We start from the raw sequence: 25913 nt of genomic DNA on the forward strand, positions 1-25913 counted from the left end.
GAGGACGGGACAGCCATGCCTTCTTACGAGACCGACGGACCCATCACCGCGATCATCCACATCGAGGTCGGAGTCGCCCGGATCAGTGCGACGGACCGCACCGACACGGTGGTCGAGATCCACCCGCGCACCGCCGGGGACAAGGACGACATCCGCGCCGCCGAGGAGACCAAGGTCGACCTCAACGACGGCACCCTGTCGATCCGTACCCCGAAGGCGCGTGGGCTGTTCTCCGCCCGGGGCGCGGTCACGGTCGACGTCGCGCTGCCCCAGGGCTCGCGGCTCGTCGGCACGCTGGAGATGGGTGACCTCAGCTGCAAGGGGACGCTGGGCGAGTGCGAGGTCCGCACCAGCGCCGGGGACATCCGGCTGGACCAGGCCGGCGTGGTGCGGCTGAAGACGCAGCACGGGGACGTCCAGCTCGACATGGCGGCAGGCGATGCCGACATCACCACCGGGTCGGGCGATGTCCGTGTCCGCATGGTCGGCGGCACCGCCGAGATCAAGAACTCCAACGGCAACACCTGGCTCGAGGACGTGGTGGGCGATCTGCGACTGAGGGTCGCCAATGGCAGCATCACGGTCGGCCGGGCACAGGGGTCCGTGTCGTCGAAGAGCTCGAACGGCGATGTACGCATCGAGGAAGTGGCGCGGGGCACTGTCGCGCTCCAGACCAAGGCCGGCGACCTCGAAGTCGGGATTCGCCAGGGCACTGCCGCCTGGCTCGACATCCACTCCCAGGCCGGGGTGGTCCACAGTGCCCTCGGATCCGCCGAGGGTCCGGCGGAGGGCGCGGAGACCGTCAAGGTGCACGCGAGGACCAGCCTCGGTGACATCACCATCCAGCGCGCGCCCGGCGCCTGACGACACCACTCGGCCTCGCAACAGCTACGAAAGGGAGGGGGCACGATGAGTGCCGCGACCGGACAGATGACCCCACCCAAGGGGATCAGCGCAGTCGGCCTGCGCAAGTCGTACGGCGAGAAGGTCGTACTCGACGGGATTGACCTGCATGTGCAGGCGGGCACGATCTTCGCGCTGCTCGGTCCCAACGGAGCGGGGAAGACCACCACGGTCCAGATCCTCTCCACCCTCATCGCCGCCGACGGTGGCGAGGCGACGGTGGTGGGGCACTCGCTGGAGCGGAGCGCGGACGACATTCGTGCCCGGATCGGTGTCACCGGCCAGTTCGCGGCGGTGGACGGCCTGCTGACCGCCGAGGAGAACATGCTCCTGATGGCGGACCTGCACCACCTCGACCGTGCGGAGGGCAGGCGCCGCACCGCGGAGTTACTCCGGCAGTTCGAACTCACCGACGTGGCGGGCAAGATGGCCTCGACCTTCTCCGGCGGTATGCGCCGCAAGCTCGACCTGGCGATGACCCTCGTCGGCAACCCGAGCCTGATCTTCCTCGACGAGCCGACCACCGGCCTCGACCCGCGCAGCCGCCGCACCATGTGGCACCTGATCCAGCAGCTCACCGCCGCCCAGGGCGTGACGATCTTCCTCACCACGCAATACCTGGAGGAGGCCGATCAGCTCGCCGACCGGATCGCCGTCCTCGACAAGGGCAAGATCGTCGCCGAGGGCACCGCGGACGAGCTCAAGCGCCGTGTACCCGGCGGGCACATCCGCCTCCGGTTCTCCGACCCGCTCAGCATGGACGCCGCCTCCCGCCGCCTCGGCCTCGACGAGGGCGCCCGCGACGAGGAGAAGCTCACCCTGCAGATCCCGAGCGACGGCAGCATCCCCGCGCTGCGCTCCGTACTCGACCTGCTGGAGGGCGCCGGTGTCGCGGCCGATGCGCTGACCGTCCACACACCCGACCTGGACGACGTCTTCCTCGCCCTCACCGGTGACGGATCGCGCCACCACGCGACCACCGTTCCCGACTCCGCCGACACGGTGCAGGAGGCCCGCCGATGAGCACCACGTACGCGATGCGCGACTCGATGACGATGCTGCGCCGCAATCTCAAGCACGCGCAGCGCTACCCCTCGATGACGATATCGATCGTCGCGATGCCCATCCTGATGCTGCTGCTGTTCGTGTACGTCTTCGGCGGCGCGCTCGGAGCCGGCATCGAACTGCCGGGCGGCGGTACGGGAGACCGCGACGATTACACCAACTTCGTGGCCCCCGGCATCCTCCTGATGGCGGCCACCGCCGGCGCGGTCTCCACCGCGGTCTCGGTGTGCACGGACATGACCGAAGGCATCATCAACCGCTTCCGGACCATGTCGATCGCGCGCTCCTCCGTGCTGACCGGGCATGTGGTGGGCAACGTCATCCAGACCATGATCAGCCTGGTCCTGGTCATCGGTGTCGCGCTCCTGGTGGGCTTCCGGCCCGATGCCACGGTCGTCGAGTGGTCCGCTGCCATCGGCATCCTGGCCCTGCTCTCCTTCGGCCTCAGCTGGCTGTCCGCGGCGATAGGCCTGGGCTCCAGCAGTATCGAGGCGGCGAGCAACGCGCCCATGCCGCTGACCTTCCTGCCCTTCCTCGGCAGCGCGATCGTCCCGCCGGAGTCCATGCCGGTCGGCCTGCGCTGGTTCGCCGAGTACCAGCCCTTCACCCCGATGACCGACACTCTCCGCGGCCTGCTCATGGGCACGGAGATCGGAAACAGTGCATGGCTCGCGCTCGGTTGGGGCGTCGTCCTCAGCGCCCTCGGCTATCTGTGGGCCCGCTCGGCCTTCAACCGTGAGGCGCGTCGCTGACCCGCCCGCACCACCGCACCACCCGAACGGGGTTGCCCGGCCGAAGGCCGGACAACCCCGTTCTGCGTGTTCCCCGACCTTCCGTCGACGGGGAAGCAGGAACACACAGAACAGGGCACGGCGGCCGGGAATGCCGGCCGCGATCCCCGGTTGCGGGGCTCAGAGCCAGCCGCGTTGGGCCGCCTTGAGGCCGGCTTCGAAGCGGCTGGCCGCGTCGAGTCGTTCCATGAGGGCGGACATCTGACGCCGTACGGTCCGCAGGGAGACTCCGAGCCGTTTGCCTGCGGCTTCGTCGGTCATGCCGGAGGCGAGGAGCTTGAGGAGTTCCCGCTCCCCGCCGGTGATGCCCTCCTGCGTGGTCGTCCTGCGGGCCGCGCCGAGGGGTACGGCGGTGTCCCAGGTCTGGTGGAACAGGCTGACGAGGGAGGCCACGATCCCGGGAGCCGTGGTGCACAGCGCTCCGAGACGGGAGTTGGCCGGGTCGATCGGGACGACGGCTGTGGCCCGGTCGAAGATCAGCAGCCGCGGTGGCAGTACGGGGCTGGTGCGGACCTCTCCGCCCCGCTCGGTGGTCCACTGCGCGTAGGCGAAGGTCGCCGGGTCGTTCCTGACGCTGTCCTGATAGATGACGCGCATGCCGACCCCGCGCGCGAGTGCCTCCTCGTCCAGCGGTCGCGAGGCGTCCAGGCTCGCCTGCGACTGGGCGCCGCCCGGCATGATCGCCAGGCACTCCCGGCCCAGGTCCCGAGTGAGCACCTCCAAGCGGGACTGGATGGCATCGAGACCGACGAGACGCTCCGCACCGTCGGTCTCGGTGTTGGGGCGCAGGTCCGCGTACTCGGCGACGGCGCGGGCCGCGGCCGCCTTGCTCAGGGCCAGTTCGTGCTGGCGCCTGACGAGTTCTTCCTCCTGGCGGCGCAGCAGCTGTTCCAGGCCCGCCTGGGGACTGATGGCGCGCAGCCCGCCGGACGTATCCCGGGACGCCGCGAGCAGACCGAGGTCCACCAGCCGGTCCAGTGCCTCCCTGACCTGGGACTCGGCCATTCCGAGCCGCCGCCCGAGCTCCTCCACGCCGCCGGAGGGATCCGCGAGCATCCCTCGATAGACGGTTTCTGCATGTACGTCCAGCCCCAACGCTTTCAGCATTGTTCAGCCCCCCCGGCTGCACTTCGGTATCAGTCTTGATCAAACCCCCAGCGTGGCGATCTTAATCGCCGGTGCGGCGAGCCGTGGCCCCAAGGTGCCCGGCAGCTTGGTGCCAGCCGTGATCCCTTCCGGTGGAGTGCGCCCGGCAGCAGGATGGTGATCACCGGACGGCGGGGCGCACGAGCCCCACCCCAGGCCAGGGCCGAAAGGCCGTCCGGTGCGGTGCGCATCACCCATCTTCCGTACCAACTGCCCATGTTCCAGGGGGAACTCATGTCGCGCACCACCCGCCTGATCGTCGCTGCCGGCCTCACCGCACTGCTCTCCGCCGGCGCAGCCTCCCTGGCCCCCGTGGTCACCGGCCCGGGTGTGATCGGCTGGGACTCGGTCCGGGCGGGCGGCGGCGGATCCGAGGTCATCGGCTGGGACTCGGTCCGGGCGGCCGGCAGCAGTTCCCAGGTCATCGGCTGGGATTGAGCTCCGTGCGTGTGATCCAGGCCTCTCTCGTCCGCACCTCGGCGGACCCGCCGGCCGAAGGCGCGGCGCCGCTTCTGCAAGATCTGCTGTGGGCGCACGCCAGACCGTCCGACGGCCTGGAGCACGTCCGGGCCCGGCCTGTTGAACACGGCCTGGACGTAGTCCTGTTCGTCCACGCCCCGTGCGACGTTTCGGCTCTCACCCAGATGCGTGCGCTCCTCGACCGAGTGCACGGGCCCATCGCCGTGCATGGATTCACCCTCGCGCTCCCCTGACCTCGCCCGTACCTGACGCGTACTCACGACGGCGACCTGCCGGACCCCGGGGGATGCGGCGATTTAACTCGCCAGTAGCCCTTCTCCTCCTTCCTCGCCCTCCACCGTTCCGGGAGCAGCCATGTCCAGACGACCGCACCGATCCACCTTCGCGAGCGCCGCTTTCGTGGCACTGGCCGTCTGTACCGCCGCTGTGGCGACGGGCTGCAGCCACGGCCGGAACGGGGCCTCGCCCGCCGCAGCCGCTCGGGAGGTATCGGCCGTTGCCCCGGCACCGTCACCCTCGACCGGCTCGCCCCCGCCGGCACCGGCATCCGGAACCCCGGAGGCAGCCGGGCGGCCCGCCGACCCCGCGGGGTCCGGGCCCGCGAACGGAACGACTGCACAGGCCGTTGCGGATGCGGGCGCCGCACGCACCGCCGCGGTCACTCCTGAGGGCGTGGCGAAGCTGCCCGCGCAGAAGGCGCTCGGGTGGAAGCCGGACGGCCCCCTGTCCAGCCAGGACCTGAGCGACGGCCGGAAGATCACAGTCAACGAGTGCGCAGCCGTCGCCGGTGCCACCCTCTGGCAGCAGCAGGGATACCGCAGTTCGGCCGGGAGCCCGGCCGGCCAGCAGCTGTTCGCCTTCCCGGACGCCGAGGCCGCGCAGAGCGCGTACCGGCGACTGGTCGCCGACATGAACAACTGCCAGACCGTCTCCCGGCATGTTCAGAAGCGTGAGGGCGTACGGCAGGACGCCGTCGTGACCACCACCGCGACGACCGGAGACGGCACCGCCTGGGCGCGCCACTGGACGGGCGTCGGCGGGCTGTCGGCCCCGGACACACAGACCAACCACCTCTACGTCGTCCACCAGGGCGACCATCTCACGCTCTTCCAGTTCGACGAGTTGGCCGAGCGCGCGGCGCCGCCGCACGACACCGGCACCGACGCCGCCGTGCTCGGCGCGCTGGCCGAACTCGGCGCCAAGAGCTGACCGCGGCGAAGAACCGCGAACGCTCCGCCCGGCCCTTCTTCCACTTCTCTCTTCACCAGGAGTCCAGTTGTCCATCAAGACCTCGGCCTTCCGCACTGCCGGCATCATGACCGCCGCCTGCGCCGCCTCGCTCGTCCTGTCGGTCCTGCCCGCCCATGCCGCCGGCACCCAGGCCGCCCCGACGGGTACCGCTTCGCAGGGCACGACCGTCGACGTCGAGCGCCCCCAGGGTCAGCCGGGCCCCCTCAAGACCACAGGTACGAAGAACAAGTTCGCCGGAGCCGCTGCGGCCGCGGAGAGCAGCAGTGCCCCGATCACCCGTAGTTCCGTCATCGCCCGGGCCAAGACCTGGGTCGACGCCAAGGTTCCGTACAGCCAGAGCAGCTACCGCGAGGGCTACCGCACCGACTGTTCCGGCCTGGTGTCCATGGCCTGGAACCTCGGGACGAACGCCTGGACCGGAAACCTCGACACCTACGCGAACCGGATATCGAAGAGTGAGCTGCGCAAGGGCGACATGCTGCTCTTCCACAACGCCGCCAACCCGGTCAGCGGTTCGCACGTGGTCCTCTTCGAAAGCTGGACCGACTCCTCGATGACCTCCTACATCGGCATCGAGCAGACCCCGCCGCACGCCGTGCGCAGGGTGATCCCCTACTCGTACTTCAGCAACGCCGGCTCCTACGTCCCGTACCGCTACAAGAACATCGTCGAAGACCAGGTCGCTGCCCCTTCGAAGGTGCATCTGGAGGTTGTTGGTGCGGATGGTGCGATGTGGAACACCGATGGTGATTATGCGGCGGGTGCCTGGTCGGGTTCCTGGACGTCGCTGGGTGGTTCCGGTCTGAAGGCGCTGACGAGTGTGGTGACCGATGACACGATGCACGTCTTTGCCATCGGTTCGACGGGTCGTGTCTATACGAAGGACGCGAACTACGGGACGGGTCAGTGGAGCGGGGACTGGGTCGAGGTTCCGGGTGGGTTCGAGGGTGCCAGTGCGTTGACGGCTTCGGTGACCGGCAGCAAGGTGCATCTGGAGGTTGTTGGTGCGGATGGTGCGATGTGGAACACCGATGGTGATTATGCGGCCGGTGGCTGGTCGGGTTCCTGGACGTCGCTGGGCGGCTCGGGTCTGAAGGCGCTGACGAGTGTGGTCACCGGGAACACGATGCACGTCTATGCCATCGGTTCGGGCGGCCGTGTCTTCACCAAGGACGCCAACTACACGACGGGGCAGTGGAGTGCGGGCTGGGCGGAGGTGCCGGGCAATGCTGAAGGCGCCACGGCGCTGACGGCATCCGTCACCGGCAGCAAGGTTCACCTCGAGATCGTCGGTGCGGATGGTGCGATGTGGAACACCGATGGTGATTATGCGGCCGGTGGCTGGTCGGGTTCCTGGACGTCGCTGGGCGGTTCCGGTCTGAAGGCGCTGACGAGTGTGGTCACCGGGAACACGATGCACGTCTATGCCATCGGTACGGGCGGCCGTGTCTTCACCAAGGACGCCAACTACACCACGGGCCAGTGGAGTGCGGGCTGGGCGGAGATCCCCGGCAGCGCCGAAGGCGCCCTCGCCCTCACCGCATCCGTCACCACCAAATAGCAGGGACCGGCTCCGGAGCAGCAGCCCGGTCGCGCCTACCGCACCGACGGTTGGCGCGGCCGGGCTGCCCGGGTGTTTTCCACGGGTCGGTAGGCGGCCGCGACCTTGAGGAGCCACGCGATCTCCTCGCGCGGGGTGCGGCCGCCGACGGAACGGTCGAGCGTGGCGGGGAGAGAGGGCGCCGGGAGGCCCCTGGCCCGCTGTTGTACCGCGAGGCGGAGCCAGCGGGCTTCGGTGCCGGCCGGGTCCTCCTCCGCGCCGCCGTCCGGCACGGGGGAAGCGGGGACCGCGGTGGGAGTGTCGTCGCGCAGGGCGAGAGCGGCGTCGCGGATGGCGAAGGCGCGGTGCGCGACGTCGATGGTCCGGTCCCCGGGAGTGAACAGGTCGCGCAGACGGCTGGTGGGGGTGCCCAGGACCACGTGCGGTACTGCCGTCACCAGGTCCGCCCACAGGGGGTGGAGGCGCCACAGGGCGTACTGGTCGCGGACGTAGTGCAGCAGCGTGCGGGTCGGCGGTATGGATACGCCCAGGACCAGCAGGACCACGGACACGGCGGGAAGCAGTTCGGAGACGGGATCCGTGAGGGGCACGGGCTTTCCGTCGGCGTCGAGCGTCGTGGAGTCGCCCTCCCGCAGGACGAAGTAGATCCGGTACACGGTGTAGAGGAGCCCGTTGGCCGTGGCCGCGGCGAGGCAGGTGACTCCGGCTCGTAGCGGTCCCGGGGGCACGTTGCGGCGGTTCGTCCAGAACAGGAGGGCCGCCTGTGCACTGGCAACCCCGTACACGGTGTAGATGACGGCGAGGTAGACCTGGACGCCGGGGTGGCCGTAGTGGGCGTCGAGGCCGTCCGCGCCGGTGTAGTCGTGCGGGAGCCAGAAGACGAAGAGCGCGGTCAGGGTGGTCATCGCGGCGATGACGAAGACGAGCTTCAGGCGCGAGGCGCGCTTGTGGTGGGGCCGTTCCTGGATGGCGTGGACGTAGTCGAGCAGGAAGGACGCCGCCATCACGATGGCGAGGTGCTTGATCAGCAATGTCACATCGCCGATGCCGGTGACCGTTTCCAGGGCGTGCGCGATCCAGGGGGGACGGGTGGTGAGACCGACCGCGCCCGACACGAACGTGGCCCACAGAGCACGGTTCGCACGCGACCCGAATGCGGACGGCGTTCGCCAGATCACCACGCTCCACGCCAGGAGCGGCATCAGCCATTCGAACAGCGGGCGCATCAGCGCTTTCTCCATCGGCGAGTACGTATGGGGTGCAGCAGGCTCTCGGCCAGTCGGCCGGAGGTGGGATCGGCCGTGGCTGTGGGCCCGCAGAGATCTGCCAACAGCAGCGCGATCATCTCCGCCTCCTGCTCCTCGACGGTGTCGTAGCTGGTGCGCCCGGCGCCCATCGCCTGGGCGATCACCTCCGGAGTCAGATCGGGCATCAGCGCCGCCAGGTGGGCCAGTTCGAACACCCCGGAGTGGCCGCACAGGACGTGGCCGAGCTCGTGCAGTTTGATGAGGTCCTGGTGCGCGGGGCTGGTGTGCTGTTCGTAGAAGACGACGTCGACACTCGGCAGCGCGATCCACAGGCCGCACGGTGCGTCACGGCCGAGGACGGGGAGCGGTTCCATGACGATGGGCCGCCCGCGCTGCTGTTCCAGCGAGGCGCGGAAGCCGTCGACGGTGAAGGGGCTGGGCAGGTCCAGGCCTGCGAGAACCGACTCGCAGCGCTTGCGCAGGCCTCGGGGGAGCGGCATGACTCGGGAAACGTTCTTTCTTGATGGGGGCGTAGGCGTGTCCGTGCCGGGCGTTGTACGCCTCATGCCCCGTCGGAGACGCCCGCTCGCCGTTCGCCGGTTGCCGCGTTCTCCTCGAGCTGCTTGAGCTTGTCTGCGAGGGCCACCAGCATGTGCAGGCTGCCGTCGGAGAGGCCCGATGCCCGCTGGACGAGGCTGACCACCTCGGAGTTGCCCAGGGCCTGCCTCAAGTCGCCCATCTTCTCCAGCCGGTCGAGCTGTTCGTCCACCACGGCGGCCTTGGTGTCGTCCACGAAATAGCTCGCGCCGGCCTGGATGCCGAAACCGCGGCCCAGCCAGTCGAGTGTGTCCACCGTGGGATTGGGGACCTGCCCCTTCTGGTTCACACCGTGGTGCAGGTTGCGGATGGTGTCCTTGGAGATGACGTCGCGGCCCGCCAGCCTGTTGATGCGGTCGGTCAGCTCTCGGTACGTCGGGGACCGCCCGCCCGCTTTGGCCGCTTCCCGGCCGATGAGCCGGTCCAGCCGGTCGGCGATCTTCCGAGCGCGCTCCGCAGGGCGGCCGGTCTCGTCTGTGGCGCCGGTGGCGCCGCGCCCCGCTGAAATCACCGTTACCTCCGATCCGGACCTCCACACCGTACCGTCGCCAGCCGCCGGGCCGCCCCCGCGACCGCGAGCGGTCGACTGCGCAGCGCCCGAGGGTGTCCGCGACCGCCCGGACGCCCGAGGGTGTCCGCGACCGCCCGGGTCACCTCGGGCTCCTGTGACCGGGGAGAAGCGACCTCCTCCGAAGAACCGGACCCTGGACCCGGAGACCCGTGCTCGCTCCACCGCAACAGCCCCTCGCCCGGCACGTCGTGGCCGTGCGCGCCGGAGCACGTGCAGCGGCACCCCCCGGCACGGCGAAGGGTGGGCGCGGTGCCGGACGACCCGCACCGGAGCCCGCCCCTCGGCCGTCTTCGGTCATTCCGCGGGATGACGCAGCCGCCTCACGCGGTGCCGACGGCAACCGAGTCGGAGGCCATCGCCTCGCGCAGGCTCTTCGGCCGCAGGTCGGTCCAGTGCGCCTCGACGTATTCCAGGCACTGCCGGCGGCTCTCCTCGCCGAACACGATGCGCCAGCCGGCGGGAATCTCGGCGAACGACGGCCACAGTGAGTGCTGCTCCTCGTCGTTCACCACGACGTAGAACCGGCCGTCGGCGTCGTCGAACGGGTTGCTGCTCATCAGTCCACTCCCATACGAACCGTCATCCATTGATGGGGACGGAGTCGGTGAGACCGCCGTGCCCGATCACGGGCGCTCCGTGGAGGCCGGCGTGCGGATGAGGCGCTCCGGCGGTCGTCGATGTGTCTTCCCCGCCGCCCCGTTGAGGTGGCGGCGGTAACACATTCCCCGAATTCGCTCCGATCCGCACCGAGTTCGCAGAGATGGGCTTCCGGTCCGGTGTTCTCGAATGCACTGTCGTCGCCGATGCGGCGTGAACCGGCGACCGTGCCGGATGCCCAGGACGCGGGATGCTCCCGGTAGCGGCTCCGCCGGGAGTGGCCGATCACTGCTTGCGGAGCCATGTTGGCACTATTGGCGCCGAGGTGATGTCGGGGTGGCGCCGGTGGAGTTGGCGGGATCGCATGCGATGTCGCGAGCTGTACCGGCGATCTCCTGAATCCCGGCGTTGAGCAGCTCCAGCAGTCGATTCGGGGACCGTTTCTCCTGGTGGGCCCCCTGGTCGGGTGACGCCTCGCGCCGCTTTCCGGGTGCGCCTCTCTCTGGCGGGCAGGGAGCATTTTTCGGCCAACTCGATGCGATGGCTCAGATTTGGCGCGACAATGGCGCCATTGATGTGCCACTATGGCGTCACGGATTCGGCGGTGCGGATCACGCCGCCGAGGGTGAGACGCCCGCCGTCCCCGCTCCGGGCCGCCGGTCGAACCAGCCGGCCGACCCGCCGGCCGTCCGACTCGAATCGCCCCTTCGTTCCATGCCGATCGACACAGGAGTTCTGTCTTATGGCCACCTTCCTCTACAAAGTGGGCCGTCTCGCCTTCCGGCGACGGGGCCTGGTGTCACTGCTGTGGCTCGCCGTCCTCGTCGGGGTCGGGTTCGCCGCCTCCGCCGCTCCGCCTCCGCCCACCGACACGTTCTCGATGCCGGGTACGGAGTCACAGAAGGCTTTCGACCTGCTCAAGGAGAAGTTCCCGGCCATGAGCGTGGACGGCGCGACCGCCCGCGTGGTCGTCCGGGCACCGGTCGGCGCGAAGCTCTCCGACCCGGCCGAGAAGGCCAAGGTCGAGAGCCTCGTCGGTGCGCTCGCCAAGGCGCCTGACGTGGTCTCCGCCTCCGACCCCTTCAAGACCAACGCCCTCAGCCAGGACGCCACCACGGCGTACGCCGTGGCCACGTACAAGGTCTCCGCCCTCAAGGTGACCGACGAGGCGCACAAGGGCCTCGACGAGGTACTCGAGGACGCCCGCACCACCGGGCTGGTGGTCGAGGCCGGCGGTGACGCCGTCAAGGTGGACGGAGCACCCGGCGGCGGTGCCGAAGGCATCGGCATCCTCGTCTCCGCCATCGTCCTGGTGCTCACCTTCGGCTCGATGATCGCCGCGGGCATGCCCCTGCTGACGGCCATCATGGGCGTCGCCATCGGCGGAGCGGCCATCACCGCACTCGGCAGCACCCTCGGCCTGTCCAGCACGACCTCCACCCTCGCGCTGATGATCGGCCTCGCGGTCGGCATCGACTACGCCCTGTTCATCGTCTCCCGCTACCGCTCCGAACTGGCCGAGGGCCGCGAACGCCAGGACGCCGCGGGACGGGCCGTCGGCACCGCCGGCTCCGCCGTCGTCTTCGCCGGACTCACCGTCATCATCGCCCTCGCCGGCCTCAGCGTCGTGAACATACCGATGCTCACCAAGATGGGCCTCGCCGCCGCCGGCACGGTCGCCGTCTCCGTCCTCATTGCCGTCACCCTCGTCCCGGCCCTCCTCGGCTTCGCGCCGATCAAGGTCATGCCCCGCCGGGAGCGCAAGAAGTACTACGGCAAGCCGCTCACGGAGCGTCAGCAACGCAAGGCCGACAAGCGGGCCGCGCGCCAGAAGCCGAACCTGGGCACCCGCTGGGCGGCCTTCGTCGTCCGCCGCCCGCTGGCCGTACTGCTCCTCGGTGTCGTGGGCCTCGGCGTCGTCGCGGTGCCCGCCGCCGGCCTCCAGCTCGGTCTGCCCGGCGAGGGCACCATGGCGGCGGACACCACGCAGCGCAAGGCGTACGACATGCTGTCCGAGTCCTTCGGGGCCGGGTTCAACGGGCCGCTGATGGTCACCGTCCAGGCCAAGGACGCGGTGACCGCGGCCGGCAACGTGGGCAAGGAGCTCGGCAGGGTCGAGGGCGTCGCCGCGGTGACCCCGGCCACGCCCAACGACAAGGGCGACACGGCGGTCCTCACCCTCATCCCGACGACCGGACCCGCAGAGCACGAGACCGAGGAACTGGTCGGGAAGATACGCGGCATCGCGAGCGGCCTGGGCGCCGAGAACGGGGCCGAGGTCCTGGTCACCGGTCAGACCGCGCTGTTCATCGACTTCTCGCGGACCCTCGACGACGCGATGCTGCCGTACCTGGGCCTGGTCGTCGGTCTCGCCTTCGTCCTGCTGGTACTCGTCTTCCGCTCGCTGCTCGTCCCGCTCAAGGCGGCCCTCGGCTTCCTGCTCTCCGTCAGTGCGGCCCTCGGTGCGGTCGTGGCCGTCTTCCAGTGGGGCTGGCTCGCGGACCTCTTCGGCATCGACCAGCCGGGCCCGATCATGAGCACGCTGCCGATCTTCATGATCGGTGTGGTGTTCGGTCTCGCGATGGACTACGAGGTCTTCCTCGTGACCCGGATGCGGGAGGCCTACGTCCACGGCGCGCAGCCGGGCGAAGCCGTGGTCACCGGATTCCGCTACGGCGGCCGGGTGGTCGGCGCCGCCGCGATCATCATGGTCAGCGTCTTCTCCGGCTTCATCATGGAGGTGAACGTCTTCGTCAAGATGGTGGGCTTCAGCCTGGCGATCGCCGTCCTGTTCGACGCCTTCATCGTCCGCATGGCCCTGGTGCCCGCGCTCTTCGCCCTGCTCGGCCGGTCTGCCTGGTGGCTGCCCCGCTGGCTCGACCGGATCCTGCCGAACATGGACGTCGAGGGCGAGAAGCTCGGCCGCACGACCGCCACCCCGGTCCTGCCCGCCCAGCAGCGCCGGGAGCAGGAGGCCAACCTCCCGGGCTGATGACCCACCGAAGCGAAAGCCCGTACGCCGACGGCCCCGAGCCGCCGGCGCGCGGGCTTGCCCGCTGCCGGCTTGGCCCGCCGGGCGGGATCCCGCCGGGCCGGATCCCGCCGGGCCGGATCCCGCCGGGCCTGATCCCGGCAGCGTGGGCCAACGGTGCACGTATGCCGATCAGGGGCCGACGGGCAGGCCGTTCGGTTCCTTGATGCGCTTCATGATGATCTGCGAGTTGACCTCGGTGATGCCGGTGAGGGCCGTCAGTTTCTCGATCCACAGGCGCTCGTACGCGCGCAGGTCCGCGACGGCGATGCGCAGCAGGCAGCCGGGGCTGCCGAAGAGGCGATAGGCCTCGATGACGTCGGGGATGTCCTGGAGGGCCGCCTCGAAGGCCTCGACCGCCTCCCGGTCGCGGCGCACCTCGACCGATACGAGCACCTCGAACCCGCGGTCCACCGCCTCGGGTGAGATCACCGCGCGGTAGCCCTGGATCACCCCGTCCTGCTCCAGCTGCCGCACCCGGCGCATACAGGGGGAGGGGGTGAGTCCCACACGCTGGGCGAGTTCCTGGTTGCTCAGGCGGCCGTCTGCCTGGAGCTCACGCAAGATATCTCTGTCGATGGCGTCCATGGCGCAATTATCACCCGGCGAGTGTGAACGGGCCTGGCGGAAAACGCAATCACATTGCGCATGGATCGCTCTATCATTGCTGCTTTAAGCACATATGTACGAGTGACGTATGAGTGACACGAGTGACACGAGTGAAGGGTGGCCACGGCCAATGGGACGGATCGTCGTCATCAGCACCGGCGGGACGATAGCCAGCCGCTGGCAGGGTTCCGGCTTCGCGGCGGAGGCCGACGGCAACGAGGTGATCGCGACCGCGCCCCTCCCCGAGGGCATCACCGTCGAATTGGTCGACCTCTTCAGCGTGAACAGCCCGCGGCTCACCACCGCGCACCAGCTCACCCTGCTGCGCACCGTGCACGAGGTACTCGCCGACCCCGGCGTCGACGGCATCGTCGTCACGCACGGCACCGACACCCTGGAGGAGTCGGCCTTCCTCCTCGACCTCCACCACCACGACCCGCGCTCCGTGGTCTTCACCGGCTCGCAGCGCCCCATGGGAACCGCCGACGGCGACGGCCCGGGGAACCTCTACGACGCCCTGCTCACCGCCGCGAACACGCGCGGGCTCGGCGTGCTCATCGCCTTCGCCGGACGGGTGCACGCCGCACGCGGCACCGTGAAGACCCAGGCCGTGGAACTGGACGCGTTCGCCGACCCCTCGAAGGAGCTCTTCGGGAAGATCGGCTTCGGCAAGGTCACCATCCTGCGCACGCCGCAGCGCCCGGCGCCGCTCCCGCTGCCTGCCATGCCGGAGATCCCGCCGCGCGTGGACGTGGTGGTGCACCACGCCGACGGTGACCCGGTCCTGCTGAACGCCGCCGTCGAGGCCGGCGCCCGCGGCATCGTCCTCGTCGGGACCGGCGCGGGCAACGCCACCCCGGAGATCGTGGACGCCGTCCGGGCCGCCGTCGCACGCGGAGTGCTGGTCGCCCTGAGCACCCGCGTCATGGCCGGACCGGTCACCGAGATCTACACGCACGGCGGCGCGGTGGACCTCGTCGCCGCCGGAGCCGTCCCGACCGGCACGCTGCGCGCCGGCCAGGCCCGTATCGCCGTCCTTTCCGCGCTGCTCGCCACGGACAACAAGGTGGAGCAGGCCCGCATCCTGCGCGAGGCGCTGGGCGCGGACGGCTCGGTACTCGTCGGGGCATAACCCTCCGGGGCGGCGTCGGCGACCGTTAGGCTCCGGGCCAACGGTCGCTACGCTGCGGGGGGTTGCATGGATCCCGTGAACATCGGTATCCGGCTGGCCTCGACGGCCGTCGGACCCCTCGTCAAGAAGCTGTTCGTCACGGAGGGCGGCGGAGCCGGCCTCGTCGACAAGCCGATCCGCATCTCGGGTCATGTGTCCTTCAAGGGCGAGAAGCGCTCGCTCACGGAAGCCGATCTGCGGACGCTGGCCGCCAAGCTGGTCACGCAGGCCTTGCGGACCGGCGGCGAGCGTCCGATCGCGGCGGACGAGCGGCAGGCGGTCACCGATGCCCTCGCGCAGACCCTGCGGGGCCTCGGCGAACTGAAGATGACCGACCTGGACGCCGTCCGGCTCGGCTCGGCGGCCTTCGCCGGGGCGCTGCGCGCAGCCGCCGGCCATCCCGAGCGGGAGCTGAGCGCCGACGCCACGTACTTCTACGAGCGACTCGTCGACGCCGCCTGCCTCCACATCCTGCAGTTCTTCACGCAGCGCTCGACGTTCGTGGCCCACGCCCTGGTCCAGCAGACCCGCGGGATCGCCGAACTGACGGCCAAGGTCGACGAACTGATCCGCCGCGCCCCGCTGCCCGGCGGGCAGGACGCCGCGTTCGAGCAGCTGTACCTCCCGTACGTGGAGAAGAAGCACGGCCAGCTGACCATCTACGGCATCGATCTCATCAACTCCCCGACGCGCTGGCCGCTGGACGCGGCGTACCTGAGTCTGGAGGCGACGCCGCTCGCGTTCCGCCGGCCGGTGAACGGCCCACCGCCCCCGCCCGACCGGGAAGCGCGCGAACCGGACGCGGTCACCGACGTCATCGCAGCGGCATCCCTCGCGCACCGCACCACGCGGGACCCGGGGTCCGCAGCGGCCCCCGGCACACGGGCCCACACGCCGGCGACCGGGCTCATGGGACTGCGACCGGCGGACCAGGAGCAGGTGGGCGAATGGGCGCGGAGGTTCGCCCGGAGGTTCGCGCCGAAGCCCGCCGACCAGGCTCTCGCGGAGAGCCCCCGGGTGCTGCTCCGGGGCGAAGCCGGGTCCGGAAAGTCCACGCTGGTGCAGTGGCTGGCCGTCACGGCCGCCCGTCAGGACCTCACCCCGCAGATGGACTACCTCTACGACCGCATCCCCTTCGTCCTGCCCCTGCGTACGCTGACCCGCCATGGTGAACGGCTGCCCGCCCCCGCGGACTTCCTGTCCTCCTCCGGCTGTCCGCTCGGGGCCGAGCAGCCCCACGGCTGGGCGCACCGCGTCCTCGCGGCGGGCCGCGGCCTGGTCCTCGTCGACGGCATCGACGAGATTCCCGACGCCGAACGGGAACGGGCCCGCCGCTGGCTGCGGGACCTGATGGACGCCTACGGCGGCGACAACCGCTGGCTCGTCACCTCACGGCCCTCCGCCGTGGGAGCGCACTGGCTCGCCGAGGAGGCCTTCACCGAGCTGACCCTTTCCGCCATGGGGCCGGTGGAGGTCGCCACCTTCATCAAGCGGTGGCACGGCGCCGCAGGCGACGACGACGGGGACCGGGACGCACAGCTGAGTGCGTACGAGGCGCAGCTGCTCACCGCCGTACGGATCAAGCCCGACCTCGGGAGGCTGGCCACCAACCCGCTGATGTGCGCACTGATCTGCGCCCTGCACCGGGACCGGCGCGGCTACCTCCCGCACGGCCGCAAGGACCTCTACGAGGCGGCCCTCTCCATGCTGCTGATCCGCCGCGACCGGGAGCGGGACATGAAGGTCCCGGACCTGCGGGAGGAGCCGCAGCTCGACCTGTTGCAACGCCTCGCGTACTGGCTGATCAAGAACGGCCGCACCGAGATGGACCGGTCCCGCGCCGAGGACATCATCGCCCGCGCGCTGCCCATGGTCCCCGAGGCAGCCGCCCTGGGCGATGCGCCCGTGGTCTTCGAGCACTTCCTCGAGCGCAGCGGGCTGCTGCGGGAACCGGCTCCCGGCACGGTGGTCTTCGTCCACCGCACCTTCCAGGACTTCCTCGGCGCGCGGGCCGCGGTGGAGGAGGGCGACTTCGGGCTTCTCATCGCCCATGCCGACGACGACCAGTGGGAGGACGTCATCCGGATGGCGGTCGCCCTCGCCCGGCCGGGGGAGCGCGGGGCGCTGATCCGCGACCTGCTCGACCGGGGAGACCGCTCCTCCGGCAAGCGCGCACAGTCCCGGATCTACCTGCTCGCCGCCGCCTGTCTGGAGCACGCCACCACACTGGATCCCGCGATCCGCACGGCCGTGGAAGTCTGCACCTCCATGCTCATTCCACCGTCGAACGAGCAGGAGGCGCGCGCCCTCGCGGAGGTCGGCCCCCTGATCCTGGGCCTGCTCCCGGGACCCGAGGGCCTCGGCGACCGCGATGCCTACCATGTGGTGATCGCCGCCTCGCACGTGAAGTCGGACGCCGCTCTGTCCTTCCTCACGCAGTTCGCCAGGCACCCCTTGCTCCCGGTCCGGTCCCAGCTCCTTTGGGCCTGGTCGCGCTTCGACTGCGCGGACTATGCCGATGAGGTGATCGCACGGCTGGACCCCTCGGACCTGCGTTACTCCATCCGCTCGGACGAACAGCTGCACCAACTGGAACGTCTCCAACTCCGGCCGGACCGGCTGGACATCAGGACCGAGGTGTCCCTGGAAGCCCTGGCCGGGTACTTCGACCGGAAAAGGCTCACGGAAGTCGCGCTCGCGCACGACGCCGTGACCGATCTGGGCTTCCTGAGGCAGCAGTCCGCCCTGGAAGTCCTCGACATCAACCGCTGCCCGGACCTGATCGACCTCTCCGCGATCGGCGGCCTGCCGATCCGGCGGCTGAGCATCACGACGCACCGGCCGGACATCGATCTGAGTCCGGTCGCGGACCTGGGGCGGCTGGAATCACTCAGCGTCGAGGGAACCGGGGGTATGACCTGGTCCGCGCGGACCCTGCCGGCCGGTGCTCCGCTGCGTCAGCTGGCGGTGGGTGGCTTCGCGACTTCCGCGCACGGGCTCGACGGTCTCGGTGCGCAGTCCGAGCTTAGGGAGCTGATGCTCGACGAGCTGTCCAGCCCGGCCTCGGCGGCCGAATGGCGGGAGATCGGCGACCTGCCGGCCCTCTTCCACCTCAAGGTGTTCGCCCTGTCGCTCGAAGCGCTGCCGGCGGACGCGGTGCTGCCGGGCGTCACCAGTCTGGCCCTCCTCGCGGGCGGAGGGGACAGGACCGTACAGGCGGCGATCTCGCGATTGGCCGCAGCCTTCCCGCGGCTGAACGAGTGCACGTTCATGGGGGACTTCCCCGCAGAGGGAGACATCGACGTCGCGCCACTGGCCGGGCTGTCCCAGCTGCAGTACGTTGCCGTCTCCGTCGGCCGAGAGCGCATCCGCAATGCCGAGCTGCTGCGGCCGGCCGTGGAACTGATCTGTCTGTGAGGGACCGGCGCCCGCGTCGGGCGCCGGTCCGTCCTCAGCTTCCTGCGTTCCCGAACGCCGACAGGATGCGGTCCGCCGCCGACGTCGGTGTCACCGTGCCCGCCCGGACCGCGGACTCCAGATCCGGCGCCAGCTCCCGTACCGCCGGGTCCGCCCGCAGGCGTTCCAGCAGTTCGTCGCGGACCATCGACCAGGTCCACTCCACCTGCTGCGCCGCCCGCTTCGCCGTCAGCCGGCCCCCCGCCTCCAGCAGGGTCCGGTGCTGCTCCAGGCGGCTCCACACCTCGTCCAGCCCGGCCGACTCCCGCGCGCTGCACGTCAGCACCGGCGGCGTCCAGGCCGCGTCCACCGGGTGCATCAGGCGCAGCGCGCCCGACAGTTCACGGGCCGCGGCCTTCGCGTCGCGCTCGTGCGGGCCGTCCGCCTTGTTCACCGCCAGGACGTCGGCCAGTTCCAGGACGCCCTTCTTGATGCCCTGCAGCTGGTCGCCCGTACGGGCCAGGGAGAGCAGCAGGAAGGAGTCGACCATCCCCGCCACCGTGGTCTCCGACTGGCCCACGCCGACGGTCTCGACGAGGACCACGTCGTAGCCCGCCGCCTCCATCACGATCATCGACTCGCGGGTGGCCTTGGCGACCCCGCCCAGCGTGCCCGCCGAGGGGGACGGGCGCACGAACGCCGCCGGATCCACCGACAGCCGCTCCATCCGGGTCTTGTCACCCAGGATGGAGCCGCCCGTGCGCTTCGACGAGGGGTCCACCGCGAGGACGGCCACCCGGTGGCCGAGCCCCGTCAGCATCGTGCCGAAGGCGTCGATGAAGGTGGACTTGCCCACCCCCGGCACCCCGCTGATGCCGATCCGCCGGGCCCGGCCCGCGTGCGGCAGCAGCTCCGCCAACAGCCCCTGCGCCAGGACCCGGTGAGCGGGCAGGGTGGACTCGACGAGCGTGATCGCGCGCGCGACGAACGCGCGCTTCCCGTCGAGTACCCCCTTCGCGTAGGCCTCGATGTCTATCTTCGGCACCGGCGGCCGCCTACAGCTCGTGGCCCAGGTCCGCGGCCAGCCGCGTCACCAGGTCGTGGGCCGCGTCCGGGATCACCGTGCCCGGCGGGAAGACCGCCGTCGCGCCCATCTCCAGCAGCGTCGGGACATCGGCGGGCGGGATCACCCCACCCACGACGATCATGATGTCCTCGCGGCCCTCCTCCGCCAGCTGCTCGCGCAGCGCCGGTACGAGGGTCAGGTGGCCGGCCGCCAGCGACGACACGCCCACCACGTGGACGTCCGCCTCGACGGCCTGACGGGCCACCTCCGCCGGGGTCTGGAACAGCGGGCCGACGTCCACGTCGAAGCCCAGGTCGGCGAAGGCGGTCGCGATCACCTTCTGGCCGCGGTCGTGCCCGTCCTGGCCCATCTTGGCGACCAGGATGCGCGGACGCCGTCCCTCCGCCTCCTCGAACCGGTCGACGAGCGCACGGGTGCGCTCCACGGACGGGGACTCGCCTGCTTCGGTGCGGTACACACCCGAGATCGTACGGATCTGGCTCGCGTGCCGCCCGTACACCTTCTCCAGTGCGTCCGAGATCTCACCCACGGTCGCCTTGGCGCGCGCCGCGTCCACCGCCAGGGCCAGCAGGTTGCCGTCACCGCGCTCGGCGGCGTTCGTCAGCGCCCGCAGGGTGTCCTGGGTGACCGCCTCGTCGCGCTCCTCGCGCAGCCGCCGCAGCTTGGCGATCTGCTGCGAGCGCACCGAGGAGTTGTCGACCTTCAGGACGTCGATCGCCTCGTCGTTCTCCACGCGGTACTTGTTGACGCCGATCACCGGCTGGCGGCCCGAGTCGATCCGCGCCTGCGTACGGGCCGCGGCCTCCTCCACGCGCAGTTTCGGGATGCCCGCGTCGATGGCCTGCGCCATGCCGCCGGCCGCCTCGACCTCCTCGATGTGCTGCCAGGCCCGGCGCGCCAGGTCGTACGTCAGCTTCTCGACGTACGCGCTGCCGCCCCACGGGTCGATGGACCGGCAGGTCCCCGACTCCTGCTGCAGCAGCAGCTGGGTGTTGCGGGCGATGCGAGCCGAGAAGTCCGTCGGCAGTGCGAGGGCCTCGTCGAGGGCGTTGGTGTGCAGCGACTGGGTGTGGCCCTGGGTCGCGGCCATCGCCTCGATGCAGGTGCGCGTCACGTTGTTGAAGACGTCCTGCGCCGTCAGGGACCAGCCCGAGGTCTGCGAATGCGTGCGCAGCGACAGCGACTTGGCGTTCTTCGGGTCGAACTGCTTGACCAGGCGCGCCCACAGCAGGCGGGCCGCGCGCAGCTTCGCGACCTCCATGAAGAAGTTCATGCCGATCGCCCAGAAGAACGACAGGCGCGGTGCGAACGCGTCCACGTCCAGCCCGACGGCCTGACCGGCCCGCAGGTACTCCACGCCGTCGGCCAGGGTGTAGGCCAGCTCCAGGTCGGCCGTGGCCCCGGCCTCCTGGATGTGGTAGCCGGAGATGGAGATCGAGTTGTACCGGGGCATCTTCTGCGAGGTGAACGCGAAGATGTCCGAGATGATCCGCATCGAGGGCTTCGGCGGGTAGATGTAGGTGTTGCGGACCATGAACTCCTTGAGGATGTCGTTCTGGATGGTCCCGGCGAGCTTGTCGGGGGAGACGCCCTGCTCCTCCGCCGCCACGATGTAGAGCGCGAGGACCGGCAGCACCGCGCCGTTCATCGTCATCGACACCGACATCTTGTCCAGCGGGATCCCGTCGAACAGCTGCCGCATGTCGTAGATCGAGTCGATCGCCACGCCCGCCATGCCGACATCGCCCGTCACCCGCGGGTGGTCGCTGTCGTAGCCGCGGTGGGTGGGCAGGTCGAAGGCCACCGACAGGCCCTTCTGGCCCGACGCCAGATTGCGCCGGTAGAAGGCGTTCGACTCCTCGGCCGTGGAGAAACCGGCGTACTGCCGGATCGTCCAGGGCTGGTTCACGTACATCGTCGGGTACGGGCCGCGCAGGTACGGGGCCACGCCCGGGTACGTCCGCAGGAAGTCCAGGCCCTCCAGGTCCCGCCCGGTGTAGAGCGGCTTGACGCCGATGCCCTCGGGCGTCTCCCACAGCAGGTCGGCGGCCGCGGTGCCGGTGGACTCCTTCACCGACGAGCGCCACTGCTCCTCGGTCACGCCGGAGGGGGCGGTCGGGTCGAGCGCCAGCTCGGAGAAATCGGGGATGCTCAAGACGGCACTCCCATCCGGTCGAGTACGGAGGAGAGCACGGCGACGGCGTCACAGCCGGCGAAGACGTACTCGTCCACGGAAGCCTCTGCGGTGCCCGGCCGGCCGGCGAGGAAGACGGTCGTGGCGCCCGCCGCGCGCAGGGCCTCGGCCACCGCCGCGGCCTGGTCCTCGTACAGCGCGTCGCTGGAGCAGAGCACGGCCATGCCGTCGGCGCCGCTCGCGGCGTAGGCCTCGGCGGCCGTCGCCGGATCGACCGACACCGGATCGTGCACCGGTTCGATGCCGCCCGCCTGGAACAGGTTCGAGGCGAAGGTGGCGCGCGCGGTGTGCGCCGCCGCCGGGCCCAGCGCGGCGAGGAAGATCCTCGGCCGGGCGCCGGTCGCCGCCAGATGCGCGTCGCTGCGGGCGCGCAGGGCCTCGTACGCCTCGTCGCGCCGCACGCGCGGCAGGCCGCCGGTGGGACCGGCGGGCGCGGGCTCGCGGACGACCGGCTTCTCCGAGAGCAGCGGGAACTCGCTGACGCCCGTGATCGGCTCGCGCCGCTTCGCCAGCTTCTTGGACCGCGCGGCCCAGGTGGCGGCGAGCCGCTCGGCCACCAGCCCGGAGCGCAGGGCGGCGGCCTGACCGCCGGCCTTCTCCAGGGTCTGGAAGAACCCCCAGGCGGCGTGGGCGAGTTCGTCGGTGAGGCGCTCGACGTAGTACGAGCCGCCGGCCGGGTCGATCACCCGGGCCAGGTGCGACTCCTCCAGCAGGATGGTGGAGGTGTTGCGGGAGATCCGGCGCGCGAAGGCGTCCGGCATGCCCAGCTCGCTGTCGAAGGGGAGCACCGTCACCGAGTCGGCGCCGCCCACACCCGCGGCCATGCAGGCCACGGTGGTGCGCAGCATGTTCACCCAGGGGTCGCGGCGGGTCATCATCACCGGCGAGGTCACCGCGTGCTGGAGCTGGGCACCCGCCTCCGGGGCCCCCGAGGCCTCGGCGATACGGGACCACAGCCGGCGCGCGGCGCGCAGCTTGGCGATGGTGAGGAACTGGTCCGCGGTGGCGGCGTAGCGGAACTCCAGCTGTCCGAGCGCCGCTTCGGTGCCGAGGCCCGCTTCGGTGAGCGCGCGGAGGTAGGCGACACCGGTGGCCAGGGACAGGCCCAGCTCCTCGGCGGCGCTGCCGCCGGCCTCGTGGTAGGGCAGTGCGTCGACGGTCAGGGCGCGCACCCCGGGCCAGCCGGCGGAGGCCTCCAGGGCCAGTTCCACGGCGCCGGCCGGGTCCAGGACCTCACCGGTGCGTGCCTCGTGGCCCAGGGGGTCGGCGCCCAGCGAGGCCCGAGCGGCCTCGGGGGCCACCGCGCTCTCGGTGTAGAGGCGCAGCAACGCGCGGGCGGCTTCGGCGTATTGGGCTCCGGCGTCCAGGGCGATGGGGGCGAGGTCCAGATAGACCCCGTCCAGCGCCCGGGCGAGGCCCTCGACCGGGAGCCCGCCGCTGCCGACGGTGAGCCACAGGGAGGTGACGCCGTTCTCGAGGTCGGCGAGGGCCGCCTCGTTCAGGCGCGCCGGATCGGTTCCGGCGAGGCGCTGGCGCACGTCCCAGCCGTTCGCGGTGGTGCCTTCCGGCCTGCCTCCGCGGACGAACGGGGCGAAGCCGGGCAGACCGATATCGGGAGCCGACCCGTCGGGCGGCGCGGTGTAGAGCGGGCGCGTGATGAGCCCGTCCTCGATTGGGGTGGACAACGCGTCTTCTGCGGCCTCGCCGGAGACTTCCTTGCCCGACTTGCGCAGTACGCCTTCTACAAGGCGCTGCCACTGCTCATGCGTCGCGTCAGGGAACTCGGCGGCCAGGGAGAGCCCGTCGTCAGGCAGGACCGTCATGGCTCGAATGTAGGGGAGCGCGCTCAGGTGGCACCATACCGATGGGTGTGATCTCCCCCTCTCGGGCCATGCCGAATGGATCCTGGAACACCCGGCTGAGCAGCACGGTTGCCGCGGCCTCCGGGAGGACGGCAGGTCCCGCGTGCGGTACCACGATCCGCCCGGGGTCGTCGCAGACGTGCGAGAGCTCCATCGCGGCGGCCCGGACCTCCTCCAGATATCCCTCGTCCAGGACGCTCGCCAGCTCGGTCACGACCATGACCGCCGGATTGAAGACATCCAACAGAAGAGCCGCCGCGCGGCCGACCGCTCGGGCGCGCTCGCGCAGCAGCCGGTCGGCGCGCGGGTCGCCGGTGGCGGCCGCGTCCACCAGCAGGTTGACCGAAGGGTCCGGGACGATGCCCCGGCGCACGGCCTCGGCGCCGAGCGCGGTGTCGGACGCGGTCGCCTCCAGGCAGCCCGTACGTCCGCACGCGCACGCGGCCCGGGAGCGCGGCACCGGCAGATGGGCCACGTCGCCCGCGGCCGAGCCCGGACCCTGGTGCACGGTCCCCTCGATCCCGAAGGCGGCGTCGACGACCCGGCCGATGAACAGGTGCACCAGGCTCCGGCGGGCCTCGGGCCGGCCGAAGAGGATCTCTGCCCGCGCGACGGCCCGCGCGTGGTTGTCGATCCACACCGGCAGCCCGAGCGCGGCCGACAGTTCGGCGGCGAGCGGCTTGCGGCTCCAGCCGAGGGCTGGGTGCCGTACGACGATCCCCTCGTCGGGATTGATCCAGCCGCCCAGGGCCGCGCCGACGCCCAGGAGCGGCCGCCCGGCGGTGAACTCGTCGAGGAAGCGGCGGAGTCCGGAGGCGATCACGGGGGACAGGTCGGCCGCGGGCAGCCCCTCGTGCGGGAAGGCGCGGCGGGCGAGCAGCTGCCCCCGCAGGTCGACGAGGCTGAAGGTCGAGTGCGGCACCCCGATGTGCAGCCCGGCGGCGACCGGCCCGCCGACGGCCCCGGTGTGCAGGTCCAGCGGGATCCGCGGCCGCCCCACCCCACCGCCGGGCCCGGGCAGCTCGCGCAGCAGCCCGCGGCGGACCAGGCCGGTGGTCTGCCGGGACACGGCGGCGGGACTCAGCCCGCACAGCGGGGCGATGCCGCTGCGGGCGACCGGTCCGTGGTCGAGCACCGTCCGCAGCACGGTGGCGGCATTGGCGGCGGTCCGGCTGTCACCGGCCATATGCGTCACGCGGTCTCCTCGGGGGGCTGGGGGCGTGCCCCCGATCATGCCGGTTCCCCTGCGGGGGTCAGGGGGTGTCCCGGCCGTCCCGGGCCGTCGCTTCCGGATCCTGCCGGATGAGCCCGGGGCGGCCGGTGCGGTACGTCGCCCGGCGGGATCCGGCGGGGACGGCCCGGTCGGGGTCGCTCCAGGGCCGCCAGGTCTGTCGGTCGGTAGGTCGGGCCGGGGGTGTGCAGGCGCAGGGGCGGCGCCGGTCGTACCCGCGCGAGGCGACACCGCGGCGAGCGCGCGTGCCGGGCCGCGCCGATCGGGCGGGAGTTGCGGGCACGCCCCGTGGTCCGGCCCGATCGGCAGGGCGAGCCATGGGGGCGTGGCCGCACGAGAGCGGCGGCGGGTCGTACCCGCGCGGGACGCGCCGACGCGGCGAGCGCGCGTGCCGGGCCCCGCCGGCCGGGCGGGAGCTTCACGTCCCGGGCCCGCGACCGGGTGGCGGGGGCGGATCCCGGCGAACGCGTGGCGGCCGCATTGCGGGGCCATGAAATCCAGCCACGCTTTTCGGCCGCCGGGGCGGGCCGGGGCGCGGGTCGGCGCGCGGGGGAAAGCGCAGGTCGTGGGCGGTGTGCGGGGTGGACTCGGAGGCCGGCGAGGGGTGCGTTCGGCGGCCGCGGGCGGGGGTTGACCGCCGCCGGGGCCGCTGACACGCTCCGGGACATGTCCGCGAACGCATTCCTCGCCCCGCGGCTCCACACCACCGGCCTCTGTACCGAGCCGGGCGCGTGTCCGGGCCGCTGTCCGGCCCCCGGCCGCGCCTGACCGCGCCGATCCGGCGCCCCGCCTGACCGGTCCACCCGGTCCAGGACGGTCCCCCGGATCCGGCTCGCGCCCGCCCGACCCGCTCCCGTCCGGTGGTGCACCCCCAGGGGTGGTGCACCACCGGACAGGTGACCGCCCGGGCCCCGTCCGGGCGGTCACCTGCCGGGGCGGCGGGTCTTCGCCGTCCGTGGTTCCGGGCGGGGCCGGGTCGCCCGAGGGGCCTCCGCGGCCTCGGGCGGCCGGCTGCGTACCGCCTCGCCCCCGCACGACCGTGCACCCGTACTCGTCACCGCACCGGCACCCGCACCCGCACCCGCACCCGTACTCGCGCTCGCACTCGTCACCGCACCCGTAC

20 protein-coding genes are annotated in these 25913 nt (G+C 71.3%); 10 read left to right on the forward strand and 10 right to left on the reverse strand.

Going from position 1 to position 25913, the window contains the following annotated elements; translation table 11 throughout:
* Window positions 1-15 precede the first annotated feature (15 nt).
* The 3 genes from OG753_RS30970 to OG753_RS30980 are packed head-to-tail and all read left to right on the forward strand — an operon-like array spanning window position 16 to window position 2720.
* The gene (locus OG753_RS30970) at window positions 16-864 is read left to right on the forward strand and encodes a DUF4097 family beta strand repeat-containing protein (protein ID WP_405790976.1); all 849 of its coding nucleotides are present in this window, start codon (window positions 16-18) and stop codon (window positions 862-864) included.
* 45 nt (window positions 865-909) lie between these two features.
* On the forward strand, window positions 910-1926 hold the full coding sequence (locus OG753_RS30975; protein ID WP_405790977.1) for an ATP-binding cassette domain-containing protein: 1017 nt from the start codon (window positions 910-912) through the stop codon (window positions 1924-1926).
* On the forward strand, window positions 1923-2720 hold the full coding sequence (locus OG753_RS30980) for an ABC transporter permease (RefSeq protein ID WP_405790978.1): 798 nt from the start codon (window positions 1923-1925) through the stop codon (window positions 2718-2720). The genes OG753_RS30975 and OG753_RS30980 overlap by 4 nt, the downstream gene beginning before the upstream one ends.
* Window positions 2721-2879: 159 nt before the next feature.
* Here the strand turns inward: OG753_RS30980 and OG753_RS30985 are convergent, their stop codons facing one another.
* A complete protein-coding gene (locus OG753_RS30985) occupies window positions 2880-3866 on the reverse strand; it encodes a LuxR C-terminal-related transcriptional regulator (protein ID WP_405790979.1) in 987 nt (328 codons plus the stop codon).
* A 273-nt stretch (window positions 3867-4139) separates the two neighbouring features.
* Between OG753_RS30985 and OG753_RS30990 the strand changes: the two genes are divergently transcribed.
* From OG753_RS30990 to OG753_RS31005, 4 genes are all read left to right on the forward strand, one after another.
* Window positions 4140-4343, forward strand: a complete 204-nt coding sequence (locus tag OG753_RS30990) for a hypothetical protein (protein ID WP_405790980.1) — start codon at window positions 4140-4142, stop codon at window positions 4341-4343.
* 5 nt (window positions 4344-4348) lie between these two features.
* Window positions 4349-4618, forward strand: coding sequence for a hypothetical protein (locus OG753_RS30995; protein ID WP_405790981.1), 270 nt, complete (start codon window positions 4349-4351; stop codon window positions 4616-4618).
* Window positions 4619-5057: 439 nt separating this feature from the next.
* The gene (locus OG753_RS31000; RefSeq protein ID WP_405790982.1) at window positions 5058-5594 is read left to right on the forward strand and encodes a sensor domain-containing protein; all 537 of its coding nucleotides are present in this window, start codon (window positions 5058-5060) and stop codon (window positions 5592-5594) included.
* A 67-nt stretch (window positions 5595-5661) separates the two neighbouring features.
* Window positions 5662-7197: a hypothetical protein gene (locus OG753_RS31005; protein ID WP_405790983.1), complete on the forward strand. Its 1536-nt coding sequence runs from the start codon at window positions 5662-5664 to the stop codon at window positions 7195-7197.
* A 35-nt stretch (window positions 7198-7232) separates the two neighbouring features.
* On the opposite strand, the gene OG753_RS31010 is transcribed toward OG753_RS31005, so the two are convergent.
* From OG753_RS31010 to OG753_RS31025, 4 genes are all read right to left on the reverse strand, one after another.
* On the reverse strand, window positions 7233-8438 hold the full coding sequence (locus OG753_RS31010) for an MAB_1171c family putative transporter (protein WP_405790984.1): 1206 nt from the start codon (window positions 8436-8438) through the stop codon (window positions 7233-7235).
* Window positions 8423-8944, reverse strand: coding sequence for a hypothetical protein (locus OG753_RS31015; RefSeq protein ID WP_405790985.1), 522 nt, complete (start codon window positions 8942-8944; stop codon window positions 8423-8425). The genes OG753_RS31010 and OG753_RS31015 overlap by 16 nt, the downstream gene beginning before the upstream one ends.
* 62 nt (window positions 8945-9006) lie before the next feature.
* Window positions 9007-9552 (reverse strand): hypothetical protein, encoded by a 546-nt coding sequence (locus OG753_RS31020; protein ID WP_327264894.1) that lies wholly within the window; start codon window positions 9550-9552, stop codon window positions 9007-9009.
* A 380-nt stretch (window positions 9553-9932) separates the two neighbouring features.
* A complete protein-coding gene (locus OG753_RS31025; protein WP_327264895.1) occupies window positions 9933-10169 on the reverse strand; it encodes an MbtH family protein in 237 nt (78 codons plus the stop codon).
* A gap of 782 nt (window positions 10170-10951) precedes the next feature.
* Between OG753_RS31025 and OG753_RS31030 the strand changes: the two genes are divergently transcribed.
* A complete protein-coding gene (locus OG753_RS31030; RefSeq protein ID WP_405790986.1) occupies window positions 10952-13201 on the forward strand; it encodes an MMPL family transporter in 2250 nt (749 codons plus the stop codon).
* A gap of 171 nt (window positions 13202-13372) precedes the next feature.
* On the opposite strand, the gene OG753_RS31035 is transcribed toward OG753_RS31030, so the two are convergent.
* Window positions 13373-13828 carry an Lrp/AsnC family transcriptional regulator gene (locus OG753_RS31035; RefSeq protein WP_109778110.1) on the reverse strand — a complete coding sequence of 152 codons (456 nt, stop codon included), beginning with the start codon at window positions 13826-13828 and terminating at the stop codon, window positions 13373-13375.
* Window positions 13829-13979: 151 nt separating this feature from the next.
* On the opposite strand from OG753_RS31035, the gene OG753_RS31040 reads away from it, so the two are divergent.
* Together OG753_RS31040 and OG753_RS31045 are read left to right on the forward strand one after the other, a co-directional pair.
* Complete coding sequence (locus tag OG753_RS31040; RefSeq protein ID WP_383199426.1) at window positions 13980-14981, forward strand: asparaginase; 1002 nt, start codon at window positions 13980-13982, stop codon at window positions 14979-14981.
* A gap of 66 nt (window positions 14982-15047) precedes the next feature.
* A complete protein-coding gene (locus OG753_RS31045) occupies window positions 15048-18437 on the forward strand; it encodes an NACHT domain-containing protein (protein ID WP_405790987.1) in 3390 nt (1129 codons plus the stop codon).
* A 34-nt stretch (window positions 18438-18471) separates the two neighbouring features.
* Here OG753_RS31045 and meaB read toward each other — a convergent pair whose 3' ends face one another.
* The 4 genes from meaB to OG753_RS31065 are packed head-to-tail and all read right to left on the reverse strand — an operon-like array spanning window position 18472 to window position 24745.
* The gene (gene meaB, locus OG753_RS31050) at window positions 18472-19461 is read right to left on the reverse strand and encodes a methylmalonyl Co-A mutase-associated GTPase MeaB (RefSeq protein WP_327264899.1); all 990 of its coding nucleotides are present in this window, start codon (window positions 19459-19461) and stop codon (window positions 18472-18474) included.
* Between the two features lie 10 nt (window positions 19462-19471).
* Window positions 19472-21658: a methylmalonyl-CoA mutase gene (gene scpA, locus OG753_RS31055; protein WP_327264900.1), complete on the reverse strand. Its 2187-nt coding sequence runs from the start codon at window positions 21656-21658 to the stop codon at window positions 19472-19474.
* Window positions 21655-23520 (reverse strand): methylmalonyl-CoA mutase family protein, encoded by a 1866-nt coding sequence (locus tag OG753_RS31060; protein WP_405790988.1) that lies wholly within the window; start codon window positions 23518-23520, stop codon window positions 21655-21657. The genes scpA and OG753_RS31060 overlap by 4 nt, the downstream gene beginning before the upstream one ends.
* Window positions 23504-24745 carry an ROK family protein gene (locus OG753_RS31065; RefSeq protein ID WP_405792871.1) on the reverse strand — a complete coding sequence of 414 codons (1242 nt, stop codon included), beginning with the start codon at window positions 24743-24745 and terminating at the stop codon, window positions 23504-23506. The genes OG753_RS31060 and OG753_RS31065 overlap by 17 nt, the downstream gene beginning before the upstream one ends.
* Between the last annotated feature and the right edge of the window lie 1168 nt (window positions 24746-25913).

The organism is Streptomyces sp. NBC_00029 (assembly GCF_045160505.1).
Lineage (GTDB): Bacteria > Actinomycetota > Actinomycetes > Streptomycetales > Streptomycetaceae > Streptomyces.

Excerpts from the sequence above, each read along its gene's own strand:
- OG753_RS31025 (WP_327264895.1), bottom strand. The coding sequence starts at position 10,169 with ATGAGCAGCAACCCGTTCGACGACGCCGACGGCCGGTTCTACGTCGTG.
- OG753_RS31040 (WP_383199426.1), top strand. The coding sequence starts at position 13,980 with ATGGGACGGATCGTCGTCATCAGCACCGGCGGGACGATAGCCAGCCGC.
- OG753_RS31045 (WP_405790987.1), top strand. The coding sequence starts at position 15,048 with ATGGATCCCGTGAACATCGGTATCCGGCTGGCCTCGACGGCCGTCGGA.
- OG753_RS30975 (WP_405790977.1), top strand. The coding sequence starts at position 910 with ATGAGTGCCGCGACCGGACAGATGACCCCACCCAAGGGGATCAGCGCA.
- OG753_RS31030 (WP_405790986.1), top strand. The coding sequence starts at position 10,952 with ATGGCCACCTTCCTCTACAAAGTGGGCCGTCTCGCCTTCCGGCGACGG.
- OG753_RS31015 (WP_405790985.1), bottom strand. The coding sequence starts at position 8,944 with ATGCCGCTCCCCCGAGGCCTGCGCAAGCGCTGCGAGTCGGTTCTCGCA.
- OG753_RS31065 (WP_405792871.1), bottom strand. The coding sequence starts at position 24,745 with ATGGCCGGTGACAGCCGGACCGCCGCCAATGCCGCCACCGTGCTGCGG.
- OG753_RS31035 (WP_109778110.1), bottom strand. The coding sequence starts at position 13,828 with ATGGACGCCATCGACAGAGATATCTTGCGTGAGCTCCAGGCAGACGGC.
- OG753_RS30985 (WP_405790979.1), bottom strand. The coding sequence starts at position 3,866 with ATGCTGAAAGCGTTGGGGCTGGACGTACATGCAGAAACCGTCTATCGA.
- OG753_RS30990 (WP_405790980.1), top strand. The coding sequence starts at position 4,140 with ATGTCGCGCACCACCCGCCTGATCGTCGCTGCCGGCCTCACCGCACTG.
- OG753_RS31010 (WP_405790984.1), bottom strand. The coding sequence starts at position 8,438 with ATGGAGAAAGCGCTGATGCGCCCGCTGTTCGAATGGCTGATGCCGCTC.
- OG753_RS31060 (WP_405790988.1), bottom strand. The coding sequence starts at position 23,520 with ATGACGGTCCTGCCTGACGACGGGCTCTCCCTGGCCGCCGAGTTCCCT.
- OG753_RS30970 (WP_405790976.1), top strand. The coding sequence starts at position 16 with ATGCCTTCTTACGAGACCGACGGACCCATCACCGCGATCATCCACATC.
- OG753_RS30980 (WP_405790978.1), top strand. The coding sequence starts at position 1,923 with ATGAGCACCACGTACGCGATGCGCGACTCGATGACGATGCTGCGCCGC.